This is a genomic window from Corynebacterium sp. H128 (assembly GCF_037482625.1).
GTDB lineage: Bacteria > Actinomycetota > Actinomycetes > Mycobacteriales > Mycobacteriaceae > Corynebacterium.
On the sequence record NZ_JBBHKW010000005.1, the window covers coordinates 1 to 16,151 of the forward strand.

At 59.4% G+C, this 16,151-nt stretch carries 12 protein-coding genes, 1 tRNA gene and 1 pseudogene; 9 read left to right on the plus strand and 5 right to left on the minus strand.

What is annotated here, in order from left to right; translation table 11 throughout:
* Window positions 1-120: pseudogene (locus WG915_RS05755) on the plus strand (IS30 family transposase); the annotation flags it as partial.
* Between the two features lie 271 nt (window positions 121-391).
* Here the strand turns inward: WG915_RS05755 and WG915_RS05760 are convergent.
* Genes WG915_RS05760 through putP form a run of 3 tightly spaced genes read right to left on the minus strand, consistent with a single transcriptional unit; the run spans window position 392 to window position 3,133 of the window.
* Complete coding sequence (locus WG915_RS05760; protein WP_339564426.1) at window positions 392-859, minus strand: DUF2269 domain-containing protein; 468 nt, start codon at window positions 857-859, stop codon at window positions 392-394.
* A gap of 41 nt (window positions 860-900) precedes the next feature.
* Window positions 901-1,539, minus strand: a complete 639-nt coding sequence (locus WG915_RS05765) for an HNH endonuclease family protein (protein WP_339564427.1) — start codon at window positions 1,537-1,539, stop codon at window positions 901-903.
* 43 nt (window positions 1,540-1,582) lie between these two features.
* The gene (gene putP, locus WG915_RS05770; RefSeq protein ID WP_339564428.1) at window positions 1,583-3,133 is read right to left on the minus strand and encodes a sodium/proline symporter PutP; all 1,551 of its coding nucleotides are present in this window, start codon (window positions 3,131-3,133) and stop codon (window positions 1,583-1,585) included.
* 227 nt (window positions 3,134-3,360) lie between these two features.
* On the opposite strand from putP, the gene WG915_RS05775 reads away from it, so the two are divergent.
* From WG915_RS05775 to WG915_RS05790, 4 genes are read left to right on the plus strand one after another with little or no spacing between them, the layout of a single operon-like run.
* The gene (locus WG915_RS05775) at window positions 3,361-6,444 is read left to right on the plus strand and encodes a DEAD/DEAH box helicase (RefSeq protein ID WP_339564429.1); all 3,084 of its coding nucleotides are present in this window, start codon (window positions 3,361-3,363) and stop codon (window positions 6,442-6,444) included.
* Window positions 6,444-7,247 carry an SWIM zinc finger family protein gene (locus WG915_RS05780; RefSeq protein WP_339564430.1) on the plus strand — a complete coding sequence of 268 codons (804 nt, stop codon included), beginning with the start codon at window positions 6,444-6,446 and terminating at the stop codon, window positions 7,245-7,247. Before WG915_RS05775 ends, WG915_RS05780 begins: the two co-directional genes overlap by 1 nt.
* A 59-nt stretch (window positions 7,248-7,306) precedes the next feature.
* Window positions 7,307-8,431, plus strand: coding sequence for a metallophosphoesterase family protein (locus WG915_RS05785; protein WP_339564431.1), 1,125 nt, complete (start codon window positions 7,307-7,309; stop codon window positions 8,429-8,431).
* 1 nt (window position 8,432) lies between these two features.
* Window positions 8,433-11,048 (plus strand): AAA family ATPase, encoded by a 2,616-nt coding sequence (locus WG915_RS05790; protein ID WP_339564432.1) that lies wholly within the window; start codon window positions 8,433-8,435, stop codon window positions 11,046-11,048.
* 79 nt (window positions 11,049-11,127) lie between these two features.
* Here WG915_RS05790 and WG915_RS05795 read toward each other — a convergent pair whose 3' ends face one another.
* Entirely contained in the window at window positions 11,128-11,652 is a 525-nt protein-coding gene (locus WG915_RS05795; protein WP_339564433.1) for a YceI family protein, read from the minus strand.
* 311 nt (window positions 11,653-11,963) lie between these two features.
* Between WG915_RS05795 and WG915_RS05800 the strand changes: the two genes are divergently transcribed.
* Both WG915_RS05800 and WG915_RS05805 read left to right on the plus strand, forming a co-directional pair.
* On the plus strand, window positions 11,964-12,443 hold the full coding sequence (locus WG915_RS05800; protein ID WP_339564434.1) for a MarR family winged helix-turn-helix transcriptional regulator: 480 nt from the start codon (window positions 11,964-11,966) through the stop codon (window positions 12,441-12,443).
* A gap of 106 nt (window positions 12,444-12,549) precedes the next feature.
* Window positions 12,550-12,798, plus strand: coding sequence for a PspC domain-containing protein (locus tag WG915_RS05805; protein ID WP_339564435.1), 249 nt, complete (start codon window positions 12,550-12,552; stop codon window positions 12,796-12,798).
* 144 nt (window positions 12,799-12,942) lie between these two features.
* On the opposite strand, the gene WG915_RS05810 is transcribed toward WG915_RS05805, so the two are convergent.
* A tRNA-Arg gene (locus tag WG915_RS05810) sits at window positions 12,943-13,015 on the minus strand.
* Window positions 13,016-13,143: 128 nt separating this feature from the next.
* Here WG915_RS05810 and argS point away from each other — a divergent pair.
* Window positions 13,144-14,796: an arginine--tRNA ligase gene (gene argS, locus WG915_RS05815; protein WP_339564436.1), complete on the plus strand. Its 1,653-nt coding sequence runs from the start codon at window positions 13,144-13,146 to the stop codon at window positions 14,794-14,796.
* Window positions 14,796-16,127 (plus strand): diaminopimelate decarboxylase, encoded by a 1,332-nt coding sequence (gene lysA / locus WG915_RS05820; RefSeq protein WP_339564437.1) that lies wholly within the window; start codon window positions 14,796-14,798, stop codon window positions 16,125-16,127. The genes argS and lysA overlap by 1 nt, the downstream gene beginning before the upstream one ends.
* Window positions 16,128-16,151 lie beyond the last annotated feature (24 nt).

Consider the following 16,151-nt stretch of genomic DNA (forward strand, 5'->3'; position numbering starts at 1 on the left):
ACTGCCGAGCATGTCCAGTTTGTGCAAGATGAGCTCAATGACACTCCGCGAATCGTGCTGGGTGGGTGCACTCCTCGTGAGATACTGATGAAAACACTCAATGGTGCATTCACAGCTTGACACCGCCCTGGGATGTTCGGCAAAAGGGGTTCGGGGAGGAACTCAAACGGGGCTTTCTGGTTGCCCGAATGGCGTGAGTGTGAATGGGGTTGGGGTTGTTGGCGAACCCTTGTTGTCGAACTTTGCAGGTGGTTGGTTTTGGGGGTTGGGGGCATCCTGGGATGTTCGGCAAAAGGGGTTCGGCGGGAAGCGCGACCGCGGCCTAAGAACGCGAAAGTCGCCCGTCCCGCACTGGCTGTTCAGCGGGATCAGGCGACGTTAGTGACAGATGCTAGATGAACATCAGTACTGCGGTGATCAGCCACAGCAGTGCGAAGATGCCGCCGAACATGGAGAGCTGGCCCTTCGCCTTCTTCCAATCGGCAACCTCCGGGTTAGCTGGCATTTCATCGGCGTCGAGTAGCCCGAGGCCTGCCATCAACTTCTTCTGGCGTGGCAGGATCAGGAAGAACAGGAGTGCCCAGGCGATGACGGACAGGCCGATGGCTGCGTGGAACTGGCCCTGCTTCATGTACGCAGAGTCCATCATGAATACGCCTACGCCCAGCAGGGGGACGAGCAGGGAGAGCATGCCGTAGGTGGTGGAGATTTGGTGGAGCAGTTTTGCTGCGCCGCGGGCAGCGTCATCGCCATTGTGGGCAGCCAGCGCCTTGACCTGGAAGCTGGAGGTTGCCACGGTTACTGGTCCGAGGAAAAGGACTGCGCTCAGGACGTGGAGGGCGATCATTATTGTGCTCAACGGTCGGGCCTTTCAAAACATTTGGGTGATAGTTCAACAGGTCACCTTAGCCACACGCCGGGGAATTCGCTAACTGAGCATGCCTGTTGCATCACCCGGATATCGGCAGTCGGCAAGGCAAGTTGGTAGGTGGCGGCAACATGGGCCAGCCGCCGCGAATACCAACATCGGGTGTTCGTGCGCGAAGGTAGCCACTGGCTCGGCAGCAGGTCAGATTTGGCTTGGTTGGCTTCCTTGGATACAGCCACCAGGTTGCTGGGATCATTGGCAAACCTGGCACGGGTTTCCGGGGTCCACGAATGCGCGCCCAAATCCCAGGCGGCACGCAGGGGGAAGATGTGGTCGATTTCCACGGGGTTGCTGAGCTCGGCACCGGAATAGGGATCCTTGATGCCTGGGGTTGGCGTCACGGAGCAATCGGCGGCGGCTGGCGCGGCGAAGGCTTGGGTGAGGATCTGGGTGCGGGTGGTGCAGCTATGGCCGTCGATAAGCGTGGGTGCCCAATCGCTGAACGCCTCGCGCTCGTAGCCGTGCACGGATTGGCGCTGCGGGGCGCGCGGTATGTGTGGCAGGGTCGCGGAGAGCGCAGGGGCGTCGGTGGGGAAGACTGGGCGATCCAGAAAGAGCAGCAGGCAGGTGAACAGGATAAGGGTAAACAGCAACAGGCGGCTCGGCGTCATACTTAGATAGACTGCCGAGCCGCCCGAAAGGGTTGCGTTTTATTTACTGTTCGCGGAGCATCTCCGGGGTCAGGTTGCCCTTCACCTTGGACAGGCGGGTGGCCTGCGCGAACTGGATTTGGATCTTTTCTACCGGTGGCTTGGTCATCAGGGTTACTGTGACCATGGCTACCACGCTGGCGATGAAGCCGGGGACGATCTCGTACATGACGTCGGAAAGCGGGCTCTGGCCCCACGCGAAAGCGACGATAGCGCCTGCGACCATGCCGGCCATAGCGCCTGGAGCGTTGAGGCGCTTCCAGTACAGCGAAGCGATCACAATCGGGCCGAATGCGGAGCCGAAGCCAGCCCAGGCGAAAGCAACCAGGCCCAGGATCGAATCGGAAGGGTTGATGGCGAGCAGGCCTGCGACAATCGCGACGCTGAGAACCGCGATGCGGGACATCCAGATCAGGTTCTTCTGGGTCGGCTGGCGCTTGACCACGATCATGTACAGGTCTTCGATCAGCGCGGAGCTGGTGACCAGCAACTGAGAGGCGATGGTGGACATGATGGCTGCGAGCACCGCAGTGAGCACCAGTCCAGCGATCAGTGGGTGGAACAGGATGCGACCCATGTCCAGGAAGACAGTTTCAAAGGCTTCCCGGTCGGTGACCTGGATATCGGCATTCTGGGCGAAGAATACGGTACCGATCATTGCGGTGAACACCGCGCCGACCACGCAGAGCAGCATCCAGAACACGCCGATGCGACGGCCAGCAACGGAATCTGAAGGCTTACGCATGGCCATGAAGCGAACGATGATGTGTGGCTGGCCGAAGTAACCCAAGCCCCACGCGAGGTTGCCGATGATCGCTGCGATGGATACGCCAGAGACCATGTTGAAGAACGTCGGGTTACCGGTGCCACTGGTGTACGGGCCGTAGTCATTGTGGGCCTGCCAGCCGAAGATGTCCATCGGGTTATCCAGCGCAATCAGAGCCATGATCGGCACGATGATGAGCGAGGCGAACATGATCAGGCCCTGCACCGCATCGGTGTAGGACACGGCCAGGAAGCCGCCGATAAAGGTGTACGCCACGGTGATTACGGCGACGATCAGCATGCCGGTGAGGTAATCCCCGCCGAAGGTGGATTCGAAGTACTTGCCACCGGAGACCATGCCGGAGGATACGTAGAAGGTGAAGAAGACCAGGATGACCACTGCCGAGATCACGCGCAGCATCCGAGAGGTGTCCTTGACGCGGTTTTCGATGAAGCTCGGCACAGTGATGGAATTCTTAGCCACTTCGGTGTAAGAGCGCAGGCGCGGGGCGATCCACTTCCAGTTCGCCCAGCAGCCGACCAGCAGGCCAATGGCGATCCATAGCTCAGAGAATCCGGAGACGAACAGTGCGCCAGGCAGGCCCATGAGGAGCCAGCCCGACATGTCGGAAGCGCCGGCGGACAGAGCAGCCACTCCGGGTCCGAGACCGCGACCTCCCAGCATGTATTCGTCGTATTTGCTGGTTTGCCGGTAGCTCCAATAGCCGATAGCTAGCATCGCCACCATATAGATGACGATCGCGATAATGAACCAAGTCTGCGTGCTCACAGTGCCTCCATAAGTCGTGTCGTCCCAAATAGATACTTAAGCTTTTGGCACTCTATTTCCTTAACAACGCTCCTTGCAGCCTAGGCAGTTAACAGAGGGCGCAAGGAATCCTCAAGGTGTTTGTTACTGGTTGGTTATCTTATCGTTGCCTCCGCGTTGCAATAGCATTAGTGCTACATGGGGTGCTCTGGCAGTACACCCACCGCCGAACTGGTACAAACAGATGTATGACTTCGCACCTGCTCCACGGATTCTGGACCAAAACGTCCGGGCTCCACTTGTGGATCGAGCAGGTGGAAGGGCACCGTATTGTGCTCCCCGACACCCTCGGCGATGGTGACCTGCCACCGCTGATCCGCGGGCTTATCGACGGCAAAAGCTTCCGTCACGTGCGCACCACCACACTGCGCACCCCCAAAGGCCGCGAAGTATCCCTGGACATTCCCACCGCGGCCTACACCCCACAACAAGCGGTAGAGCTGCTGCAACAGCTGGCAATATTTGATCTGGAAACCCCAGCCACTCCAACCGCACAGCGTGCTTACCTTGCTCCCGACCTGCTGTGGCTGATCCACCTGTACCTAGGTCTGGAACAGTTCGTTCAAGCAGGGCGCGTGGTACTGCGCACCCGCTGGGAGGACGGTAAGTGGTGGCCACAATGGCAACTCATGACGGGCCTCGGGGAATTGGGCTGGCAGGCCCAAATGACGGCGTGCGCGCCTGGGGTGATCATCGCTAATGGCGGTTCTTCGGTAGTTGAGGACATCGCGGACGAGTTGCCGCACTGGATCGCAAACGCAGTGCTGCAGGATCTCTACGCCATCCCGCGTGTGACTCCCTGGCACGACTTCACTGAAGCGCTGCTCTCCAGCACGCCATTGCGACGCGGCGGGCCACAGTTGGTTACCCAACTGAAGACCTGGAAAGAATCGATGACCGGTGGGGAAGTATCCCTCGTGATCATCGTGGAGGAACCTGCCTCCGAGGACTTTGGTGTGGAAGGACGCGATTGGTACGTGCGCGTGCAGGCGCGACTCGGTGTGGACGCCCCGCGTCCAGTGCACTTTGCCCAGTTGGACAAGCCGACCACGCAGTTGATCGAGAAGAACATTATTAAGGTGCGGGACATCGCGCCCGTGCTCGGCGATGAGGCCGGGCTATCGGAAGCCCGCGCAGCGGCCCACTATGGTTCCGAGGACACCGGAGAGCTGGACATCGCGCTGACCACCGAACAAATGGTGCATTTTATTACCCATGAGGTGGCCAAGCTGCGGGCAGCGGGCGTCAATGTCATGCTGCCGAAGTCCTGGTCCACCTTTGAGCCGAAGCTCAGCCTCGAGACCTCCCAAGCCCATGACGGAGCCATTGCTGCCACCAAATCCGTGATTGGGCTCGACCAGCTGGTGGAGTACAACTGGAAGCTGAGCTTGGGCGATGTTGAGCTCTCCGACGCGGAAATGGACGAGCTGGTCAGCTCCAAAGCCGGGTTGGTGAAGCTGCGTGGACAGTGGGTCATGGCAGATGCCGCCGCGCTCCGTCGCGTTTCTGCCTACGTGGAAGAACTGTCAAAGGGTTCGCGCCGCGGGCTGCGCAAACGCATGGAGACCGCCATGATGGAGTCTCAGCTGGCACGGGCGAATGGGGACCCGCGGGCTGAGGAATTAGAAGCACTCGCCGAAGAACTGCGCGAGAAATACAATGCCGGTTTGAGCGATGACAAGGTCACCCTGGCTCAGCTGCGGGAATTGGCGCTCAAACTTGCGGAAGATACCCCGGTTGAGTTCGTCGGCACCAACTGGCAAACTGCGCTGCTCGGCGGGCAAGCCGAGGTCCCCGCCCCGCAGCGCGTAGCGATCCCAGATAGCGTGCACGCCGATCTGCGCGAGTACCAACGGCGCGGAGTGGACTGGCTGTGGTGGATGACCCAAAACGGCCTCGGGGCCGTGCTTGCCGACGACATGGGCCTGGGTAAAACCCTCCAGCTGCTCACGCTGCTCGCAGTGGAGCGTGAGCAAGATCCCGCGGTGGGGCCAACCCTTGTGGTGTGTCCGACCTCCGTGGTGGGCAACTGGATCAATGAGGTATCCAAGTTCACTCCCGGCCTCAGTGCGCTGAGCCATCATGGCTCAGATCGTCTCCTCGGTGAGGAATTCCTGAGCGCAGCGAGTAATGCCGACATCGTAGTGACCAGCTACGGGGTAGTCAGCCGTGACTTCAAGATGATGGGGCAGGTCGAGTGGTTCCGCGTGGTCCTCGATGAGGCGCAGGCGATTAAGAATTCGGGGACGCGGGCGTCGAAAAGCGTGCGGAGCCTGCCCTCCCAGCACCGGGTGGCGCTCACCGGCACCCCAGTGGAGAATCGCCTATCCGAAATGCGTTCCATCCTGGACTTTTGCAACCCCGGTGTGTTGGGTTCGGCCTCCTTCTTCCGCAATCACTTTGCCAAGGCCATCGAGCGGGAACAGGACGAAGCCATGACGAAACGACTGCGGGACCTGACCTCGCCGTTCATTTTGCGCCGCCTCAAGACAGACCCGGCGATCATCGACGACCTGCCTGAGAAGCGCGAAGAAATTCTCACCGTGGAGATGACTAAAGAGCAGGCCGCTCTCTACAAGGCACTGGTTGATGACGTGCAAGCCCGCCTCAACGACACCGAGGGAATTGCAAAACGGGGACTCGTGCTCTCCACCATCACGCGCATCAAGCAGATCTGTAACCACCCCGCGCATTACCTGCAGGACGGTTCCTTTGTCACAGTGATGGGCAGGCACCGCTCTGGCAAGGTCAAGGCGCTGATGGAGCTGGTCGATCGCGCTACCGAACGCGGGGAGAAGATGCTGATCTTCACCCAATACAAGGCCTTCGGGGACATCCTCGTGCCGTACCTGTCCGAACGCATGGGGCGGGAGATCCCGTTCCTGCATGGTGGGGTGTCCAAGATCGGGCGCGACCGGATGGTGGCGCAGTTCCAAAACGCTGATGGGCCGCCAGCGATGGTGCTGTCCCTCAAAGCCGGCGGCACCGGTTTGAACCTCACCGCTGCAAACGTGGTGGTCCACATGGATCGCTGGTGGAACCCGGCGGTGGAGAACCAGGCCACGGACCGTGCCTTCCGCATCGGCCAGCGCAAGGACGTCCACGTGTACAAGATGATCACGCAGGGCACGATGGAGGAATCGATCCAAGATATTCTGGACGGCAAGATGCACCTGGCTATCGCCATTGTGGGTGAAGGGGAAGGCTGGATCACCGAGCTCTCGCCTGAGGAACTGGCGTTGCTCTTGAGCTATCGCGGGAGGGAAAACTGATGGCAGTGCGTTCCAATGATGACAACGTCATTTACGCCAACTTTGGCAAGAAGACACGAGTGAGCACGCCGCCGCCGGCGCCGAAACGCCGCGTGGTTGCCGAAACTCATCAGCAGGCTTTCCTGCGGGACATCTATTACACCTTGGCGGACGATGGCCGTATTTCCCGGGGAAAATCTTATGCCCGAAACGGCAACGTGGTTTCAATTTCCGTCTCCCGGGACCGTGTTGTCGCGGATGTCGCTGGCTCGCAAAACGAGCCCTTCGGGGTCAACATTGTCTTTCCACACCGCAGCGCTGAGGAACTAGAAACGGTGACAGCTGCGCTGCTGGAGTCCTCGAGTGTGCTCGGCGAGGTGCGGTCTGGAAAACTTCCCCCAGCGATGGTGGGGACGCTTCTTGCCGAGCAGCCCCACGAGGTGCGACTGCTGTGCGAATGCCCTGATTATTCGGGCTGCTGCAAGCATGCCATCGCGGTGCTGGAAGTGTTTGCGGACAAGGTGGAAAAGGAACCGGCGCTGCTTTTTGAGCTGCGGGGCTTGAGCTTCGCCCAGCTCGAACTCTCGATGCAAGCGGCGGCGAAGAAACACTCGGAAGTCAGCTCCGGGGCTAGCAACGAATCTTTCTGGGAGGGGGGCGAACTACCCTTGCTGCCGAACCCCAAGACCGCCCCGGCTATCGACGACTCTGACCTCGACGCACTGCACAAAGCCATGCGCTCGATCTCCTATACCTCTATTGACGAGCTACGGGCAGTAAGTGACATTGAGGATCTCTATCATCACCTCACACATCCGCGTTGACCTGCACTTTCGAACGCATGGGGGTACCCGTGTCCGGACTAACCGTTAGAAGTTGAAGCATGACTGAAGTGAAGTTTCTGCACACCTCCGACTGGCAGCTCGGGATGACCCGATGGTTTTTAGAAGGTGAGGCGCAGGCCAGATTTGACGATGCCCGCTTGGCAGCTGTTAGTCGGATCGGTGAGATCGCGGCAGCTCAGGGCTGCGCCTTTATCGTCGTAGCTGGGGACGTCTTTGAGTCCAATTCTTTACATCGCCGCACTCTCGGCAGAGTGCTCGAAGTGCTCAAGGCGCTTCCGGTACCGGTGTACTTGCTGCCTGGAAACCATGATCCGCTGACCGCGGACAGCGTCTTTTACTCTGCAGAGCAGGTCCCTGGCGTGCACGTCTTGAGTGACTTTACTCCTGTGGATATTGTCCCGGGGGCGCAGCTGATTGGCGCGCCTTTGCTCTCGAAACGGGCAGTGGAGGATCGGGTTGCTGCCGCCTTGCAGACAGTGCCCGATGATGATTCCTTGCGGATCCTAGTTGGACACGGCCAAGTAGCGGGCCGTGGTGAAGTCAAACCTGACCTCATCGACCTGCCCACAGTTGAGGCCGCCATCGCCAGCGGCAAGATCTCCTACCTGGCGCTCGGTGATACCCACTCCACCAGCCCAGTCGGTACTACCGGGGCGGTATGGTTCTCCGGATCCCCGGAGGTTACCGACTTTCACGATTTCACCACTGCAGGGGGCGGAGAAAGCAACTCCGGGAACGTGCTCGTGGTTAGCATCGACGGAACTAGAGAAGTCACCGTAGAACAAGTGCCCACGGGTAGTTGGCTCTTCCACGCCATCGAAGCTGACCTCAACTCCCGCGCTGATGTCGAGCAGTTCATCGCGCGTCTCGACGCCTATGAGAACAAGTCCCGGGTCGCCATAAAATACGGGCTGCGGGGCACCCTGGATCTTTCCGCGATGCAACTCCTTGAGCGGGAACTCGAGCGACTAGAACCCGTTTTTGCCTCGCTTAAGCCCCGCGCGCGACTCATGGACCTGGTGTTGCAGCCGGAAGCCTCGGATCTGGAGGCGCTGAACATCTCTGGCTATGCCAAAGACGCGCTGCAGGAGTTGCTCGCCGCCGAAGATCCTGATGCCGATGCTGCGGTTCGCCTGATGTTCCGATTGGCAAAGGGGGCCTAGGATGCGGATTCATGACATAGAGCTCGCGCACGTTCGGGGAATCGAGCACCTTGCACTGCGGGATATACCCGACACCGGTGTGATCGTCATTTCGGGAGAAAATGAGGCTGGGAAATCGACGATCCTGGAGGCGATCCACACGCTGAAAAACATTCGGCATGGATCAAGCAGCAAGGCGGTCAAGGCCTTGCAGCCCAAGGGGCGCGACGTGGGGGTCAAGATTTCCCTGCGGCTGACCCTTGGTCCGCACCGATTCCGAATTACCAAGCAATACCTGCGCAAAACCGCGGCTGTGCTGGAGCTAGAGACTCCGCGCCGGGAGAGCTTCACCGGGGGAGAGGCGGAAGAAAAACTCGCAGAACTGTTTTCTGAGTACGCCGACCAAAGCCTCCTAGACACGTTGTTCGTGAGCCAAGGACAAGTAGATGCCACGATCAAGGCCGCCGGAATCCCGTCCCTCAGCGCCGCCTTGGAACGGGCTGGCGATGAGTCCACGGCAGTGGTGGATGACACCGAGTTCATGCAGACGGTGGACAAGGAATACCTGCGCTTTTACACCAAGACCGCCAAGGAAACCGGGGAGTTGGCCCAAGCCACGAACAGTCTGCGAGAGGCCGAACAGGCCCATGCCACTGCGCTGGCCACAAAGCAACAGTTGGACGGCGATGTGGACTTCGTCGAGCGGGAGACTGCCCGACTCGTGGACTTCCAACAGCGGCTGCCGGATGCCGAGGCGGAGCTGAAGCAACGGCAGGAACTTCATCAAGCCGCGACAGCGATCCATGCGCAGTTGCATGAGGCGCAGGCCGCAGTGGAGCACCACAAGCTCAAACTCAAAGCAGCGAAGCAGGAACAAACGCAGCGCGCGGAACTGCGAGCGGCATTAACTGAACATGAGCAGAAGCTTGCCGAGCTGAGTGAGCGGCGTAGCGAACTCGCAGCGAGCGTCTCTGAACAGTCCGACAAACTGGCAGAACTAAGCGCTGCCGTAGCCAGCTTCGAGCTGCTCGCACAGCAAAACAAGGCAGACATTGCCACCGCGCGCCAACAACAAGAATTGCTGAACGCGGCGGCAACCCTGGCAGAGCAACAAGCGCTAGTAGCAGACCTTGATAGGCGCGATAAGGCGATAACGAAGCTACGAGCGGAGCTTCCCGAACACGCGGTGAGTAAAGAGAGTCTTGCGGAGGCCAGCGAAGCTGCGATTGCAGCGCAGGTGGCGCAGGCGGCGCTGGATGCCAGCGCGGCCTCACTGCGGCTGAGCGCCACTGAAACCACAGACATATCTGTAGGAGGCGAAGAGATACAGCTCGGAAGCGACGCAGTTGAAATCGCGCTCACTGCGGCCACAGACATGTGCATTGGAGCGGTGACCGCTACCTTCACCCCAGCGTTAGGGGCGGCCGACCTCATTGCTCATGCACAGCACACCAAGCAGCGGCTGGATACGCTGCTCGGCGACTTGGGCTGCGATAGCGTCGATGGGGCCCGCGTGAAATATGAAGAACAACAGGCTGCGAAGCAGGCGCTGCAGTCTGCCCAAGGGGAGCGGACGGCAGTGCTCGCCGGGCGCGATGAGTTCCAGCTGCGCAGTGAATTGGCGGAGCTGAGCAGGCAGCTGGCGGATGCGGCGGTGCCGGAGCAGTCTGCGGAAGAACTGGCCGAGCACATCCGGGTTTTGGAAAAGACCTCCGAGCAGCTAGACAGTGATCTAAAGGCAGCGGTGGCCGAACAAAAGCGCCTGCAGCACGCGCTCCGAAATACGGAGCTGACGGTGGTGGAAGCACGCATCGAGGATGTGTCTCACAGCATGGAGCGCCAGAAAGGTCTGCTAGCTGCGGCCGAGTCTACGCAGGCAGAACGAGAGCTGGGCTTGGCAGTGGATGCCGCTGCAGAAGATCTTAAAGCAGCGCAAGAAGCCTTCGAGACAGTCCAGGCTAAGGCCGCGGATTGCCAGCTAGCTCAGGCGGAGGGACTGCTGGCAGGAGCGCAGGCAAAAGTGGTGACCTTGAAACAGAAGATTGATGATGCTCGTCTCAAGGTCGCAGAAAAGAAGGGGCAGATTGAGCGCGCGGAAGGCGCGGCGGAGGCGCTGATCAAAGCGGAAGAAGCAATGGCAGCTGCGCACTACCGCCATGAAAGCGTGCTCCGGCAGGCCCGAAGTATCAAGCTGCTGCGTCACACGCTCCACTGCCACCGCGACGCGGCCCGGGAACGTTATGCCGCGCCGTTTGCCGCGAAACTCCACGAATTGGCGCACAACGTTTTTGGCCCAGGCGTGAGCTTCGCCCTGAATGAGCAGCTGGAGATCGAACAGCGTGTGATAGCCGATACCCCGATTGCCCTCGGGGAACTGAGCGGGGGCGCAAAGGAACAGCTTGGTATCCTCGTGCGATTCGCAGTTGCCGAGATGATCGCAGCTGAGGATGGCGTGCCCATTTTCATCGACGACGCACTGGGCAGCACGGACACTTCCCGCTTGGAGATGATGAACTTTCTGTTCAGTCACATGGGGAAGAGCCACCAGGTGTTTGTATTGACTTGTATGCCAACGCGCTACGAGAATGTCGCGGGAATGCGCGAATACCCGATGGATGAGCTGAAATCCGGTGACTAGCCGGCCTTAAGGATTCGGCATGAGGAAACCCGCTAGGACTGCACATGGTCCTAGCGGGTTTTGGTCTAAAGAAAGGGGATTAGCCCTGGCGGATAGCGGAGCCTTCGATGACGATGTTGATGTCCTCGGAGAGCAGGACGCCGCCGGTGCCCAGCGGTGCGTTGAAGTCGATGCCGAAGTCCTTGCGGTTGATCTTGGTGGTGGCCTCGAAGCCGACGCGGGTCTGATCATAAGGGTCAACGGCCTCGCCGAAAATCTCAACGTCGAGGGTGACTGGCTTAGTGATGCCCTTGATGGTCAGGTCGCCGGTGACGGTGCCTGCATTGCCGGCGATGTTGAAATCGGTGGCGGTGAAGGTCATCTCTGGGAACTTGGCTACGTCGAAGAAATCCTCGCCCTTGACGTGAGCATCGCGGTCAGCGTTCTTGGTGTCTATAGATGCGGTCTTGATGACGGCGGTGGCAGAGGAGTCCTCGCCGATAACAATATTGGACTCGTAGTCGGTGAACTCGCCGTGCACCTTGGTTACCATCGCGTGGCGGAGCCAGAAGCCGATACGGGAGTGGGTGCTGTCGAGTGCGTAGGTGCCTGCATAGTTGCTCATGATGTCTCCAAAGTTTGATTGTGCGGTTCTTTTGCGCCTTCGAGCGTGCTGCCCGCTGGCGTGGAACTCACTATAACTAGCTAGTGGTGACGTGTCAACAAAAAATGAAGAAATTGTATCTTTTGGCGAAAAAACGATACCTGAGCAGCAAATTTAAAAATCTAAGAAATTTTTATTCAAATTGATAATTGATTTTTGGCGCAGGCAGAGTTATCGCATAAGGTGGAAGAAAATTTAAATATTCATTGCATGCGAGCACCCTAAAGGCGTGACTAAAACGGTCGGCGCGGGTGTAGAACAGGACAACACTTATGGCAAGCCCACGCTGGCTAACTGATGAAGAGCAGATCTTGTGGCGACTCATCCTCAACTCCATCCGTCACCTAGAGCGCGGAATGGAAGACACACTGCAACAAGAATCTGGGATAGGGGCCAGCGAGTTTGCGGTCCTCGTTTCCCTATCGGAAGCAGAAGACTGCGGAATGCGCCTGCGCGACCTCTGTCAGCTGCTGGAATGGGATCGCTCGCGCGCATCGCACCAGATCACCCGAATGGAACGACGGGGACTGGTGCTCAAACACAAGTGCTCCGATGATGCCCGCGGAGTGTTGGTGACCATCACAGACGACGGCCTCCGGCGCCTCGAGGCAGCCGCCCCCGGTCATGTGGAATCGGTTCGCCGACTGGTATTTGACCAGCTCACTGGCGAGGAAGTGGACTTCCTGCGCACACTGCTGGAACGCCTAGTCACGCCGCCACCGGAACCAACTGGCTGCAAAACGGAAGACTAACTAGGGGAGAAGATCAGGGTAAAACCTGATGCGCATTGCGGGTCCAGCAACAACAATGGGAAGTGTGACAAACACTAACCCGGAGTTTTGGAAAGGACCCGAAACAATGACTACCCCTAACAGTGGCAGCAACTTCAACGACTACACCAAGCTTGACGGTTCTATCCCGTTCCTGAACCGCAAGCTCACCCGCAGTAAGACCAACAAGGTCGTGACCGGTGTGCTTGGTGGCATCGGCGAGACATACGGGATTGATCCCAATGTCCTGCGCATCCTATTTCTGGTCTCCATGCTGTTCCCAGGGCCACAGATCTTGATCTACATCGTGGCAGCGGTCTTGATGTGGAACACCTAATCTAGGTGTCTGCAGCTGCGAAGAAAGTCCCCTCGAAGACTCCAGAAAGTCTCGAGGGGACTTTCGCGTCCTCCGCGTGCGGGTGGGAAATAAAAAGTAGCCCTGACCACGGGAGTTAATGGTCAAGGCTGCTCGGTTGGAAAGTGCCCTCGAGAGGATTCGAACCTCCGACCTTTGGTACCGGAAACCAGCGCTCTATCCCCTGAGCTACGAGGGCGGGGATTGAATCGCACAAGGCGATGCAATGAGACAAAAGTGTAGCACTGCTGCCTGGCGAAGCGGAATTTAGGGGCCGGGTTTAGGTTATTCACGCACTTGCCGGAGTCTGCATTAGAATTACGCATCGTGACTCCAGCAGATTTAGGTTCCCTGATTAAAAGCACCGCCACCGAAGTATTGGCATCCCGAGGTCTTGACACCTCTGTTTTGCCAGCTGAGGTGGTGGTTGAGCGACCGCGTAACCCGGAGCACGGTGATTATGCGACCAACCTGGCGTTGCAAATCGCCAAGAAGGTAGGGGCGAATCCGCGCGAGCTGGCCACCTGGCTGGCCGAGGCACTGCAGCTTAGCGACGCCATCGCCGAGGCCGACATCGCCGGACCTGGCTTCCTCAACATTCGTCTGAACGCGGCAGCCCAAGGCGGAATCGTGCAGAGCATCCTGGATGCAGGGGAAAAGTACGGCAGCAGCGATGCCTATCAGGGGCTACGCGTGAACCTAGAGTTCGTCTCTGCGAATCCAACCGGACCTATTCACCTTGGTGGAACCCGCTGGGCGGCCGTGGGGGATTCCCTGGGTCGCATCCTTGTAGCCAGTGGCGCACAAGTAACTCGCGAGTACTACTTCAACGATCACGGCACTCAGATCGACCGTTTCGCGCGCTCTCTCGTGGCGGCAGCCAAGGGCGAGCCGACGCCGGAAGACGGTTATGGCGGAGACTACATTCAGGAGATCGCAGCAAAGGTCGTCGAGAAGCTGCCGGGCGTGCTGGAGCAAGACCCGGCCACCATGCAGGAGACCTTCCGCGCAGTAGGCGTCGAGATGATGTTCGCGCATATCCGGGATTCCCTGCATGAGTTCGGCACCGACTTCGACGTGTATTTCCACGAAAACTCGCTGTTTGAATCCGGCGCGGTGGAGAAGGCAATTCAGACGCTGAAAGCCAACGGCAACCTCTACGAAAACGAGGGCGCTTGGTGGCTGCGCTCTTCTAACTTCGGTGATGACAAAGATCGTGTAGTAATCAAGTCCGATGGCGACGCGGCCTACATCGCAGGCGACATCGCATACGTGAAGGACAAGATCGATCGTGGCCATGACCTATGCATTTACATGCTGGGCGCGGATCACCACGGCTACATTGCGCGCCTGAAGGCGGCAGCGGCTGCGCTGGGCTACAACCCAGATGCCGTTGAAGTAATGATTGGCCAGATGGTGAACCTGGTACGCGACGGCAAAACGATGAAGATGTCCAAACGCGCCGGCACCGTGATCACCCTGGATGACCTGGTCGAGCTGATTGGTGTGGACGCGGCGCGCTACGCGCTGATCCGCTCCAGCGTCGATTCCAGCTTGGATATTGATATGAACCTGTGGGCGTCGCAAAGCAGCGACAACCCGGTGTACTACGTGCAGTACGGGCACGCCCGCCTGTGCTCTATCGCGCGCAAGGCCGCGGAGCTCGGTGTCTCGCGGGAGGGGGCTGATCTCGCACTGCTCACACACGAGCGGGAGGGTAGCCTGATCCGTACGCTGGGTGAATTCCCGGCCGTGGTGAAATCCGCCGCCGAACTGCGCGAGCCACACCGCATCGCTCGCTACGCAGAAGAACTCGCCGGCACCTTCCACCGCTTCTATGATTCCTGCCAGATCTTGCCTAAGGCCGATGAGAACCAGGAGCCAGTACACACCGCGCGTCTGGCACTGGCCGCGGCGACCCGGCAGACCCTGGCGAACGCGCTGACCCTCGTCGGCGTTGATGCCCCGGAGAAAATGTAATGGATTTTAATGCTCTGCCAGCACACGTATGGCCTCGTACTGCGCGCCGGGAAGAAGACGGCATCGTCACCATCGGTGGTGTGCCGCTGCCAGAGCTGGTCGAAGAATTCGGCACGCCATTGTTCGTGGTAGATGAGGACGACTTCCGTTCGCGCTGCCGGGACATGGCAGCGGCCTTCGGTGCGGACAATGTCCACTATGCGTCCAAGGCATTCCTGACCACCGCAATAGCCAAGTGGGTTGACGAGGAGGGCTTGGGCCTGGATGTTGCCTCCCAAAACGAGCTGGGTATCGCCCTCGCCGCTGATTTTCCCGCGGAGCGAATCACAGTGCACGGCAACAACAAGTCGGGCGGCTTCCTTAAGCAGTGCGTGGAGGTCGGTGTTGGCTCCGTAGTGCTGGACAATGCTGCCGAGCTGGAGCTACTTGACCTCATTGCGGCGCAGCGTGGCACAACCCAGAACGTGCTCGTGCGGGTCAAGCCGGGGGTGGAAGCACACACCCATGAGATGATCGCTACAGCGCACGAAGACCAAAAGTTCGGATTCTCGCTCGCCTCCGGTTCCGCATTCTCGGCAGCGGCTGCAGCCCTCAACGCGGAGAACCTCAACCTCGTGGGCCTGCACTGCCACGTCGGCTCCCAGGTCTTCGACGCCGATGGCTTCGCCCTGGCCGCCGAGCGCGTGTTGGGACTGGTCAAGCAGCTGCACGAGGAATATGAGGACCTCTTCAAATCTTTCAGCGTCCTCGACCTCGGCGGCGGATATGGCATCGCCTACACCGCGGCGGAACAGCCTCTCAACGTCGCCGAAGTAGCTCAGGATTTGATCACCAAGGTGGCCGCGTTCGCCACCGAACTGGGCCAGCCGACGCCGACAGTCATGGTGGAACCAGGGCGCGCCATCGCAGGTCCCTCCACAGTGACGGTCTATGAAGTAGGCATGATCAAAGATGTCCATGTCAGCGATACCGAAACCCGCCGTTACCTTGCCGTCGACGGCGGGATGAGCGATAACATTCGCCCCGCACTCTACGGCGCGCAGTATGACGGCCGCGTGGTCAGTCGCTTTGTCGACGGCGCACCCACCGCCAGCCGCGTGGTGGGCAGTCACTGTGAATCCGGAGACATCCTCATTAACTCCGAGCAGTACCCCGATGACATTGCCACGGGGGATCTCTTTGCTCTCGCCGCCACCGGCGCCTACTGCTATGCGATGTCTTCGCGCTACAACCAGTTCGCCCGCCCGGCGATTGTCTCGGTCCGTGGCGGTCGCGCAAAACTCATGTTGCGCCGGGAAACCTTGGACGACATCCTTGCCCTCGAGCCCTAACTAACGCAGCCACCCAAACGGGGT

Coding starts and splice junctions, on each gene's coding strand:
- WG915_RS05765 (WP_339564427.1), bottom strand. CDS start 1,539: ATGACGCCGAGCCGCCTGTTGCTGTTTACCCTTATCCTGTTCACCTGC.
- WG915_RS05775 (WP_339564429.1), top strand. CDS start 3,361: ATGACTTCGCACCTGCTCCACGGATTCTGGACCAAAACGTCCGGGCTC.
- WG915_RS05780 (WP_339564430.1), top strand. CDS start 6,444: ATGGCAGTGCGTTCCAATGATGACAACGTCATTTACGCCAACTTTGGC.
- WG915_RS05785 (WP_339564431.1), top strand. CDS start 7,307: ATGACTGAAGTGAAGTTTCTGCACACCTCCGACTGGCAGCTCGGGATG.
- WG915_RS05790 (WP_339564432.1), top strand. CDS start 8,433: ATGCGGATTCATGACATAGAGCTCGCGCACGTTCGGGGAATCGAGCAC.
- WG915_RS05795 (WP_339564433.1), bottom strand. CDS start 11,652: ATGAGCAACTATGCAGGCACCTACGCACTCGACAGCACCCACTCCCGT.
- WG915_RS05800 (WP_339564434.1), top strand. CDS start 11,964: ATGGCAAGCCCACGCTGGCTAACTGATGAAGAGCAGATCTTGTGGCGA.
- WG915_RS05805 (WP_339564435.1), top strand. CDS start 12,550: ATGACTACCCCTAACAGTGGCAGCAACTTCAACGACTACACCAAGCTT.
- lysA (WP_339564437.1), top strand. CDS start 14,796: ATGGATTTTAATGCTCTGCCAGCACACGTATGGCCTCGTACTGCGCGC.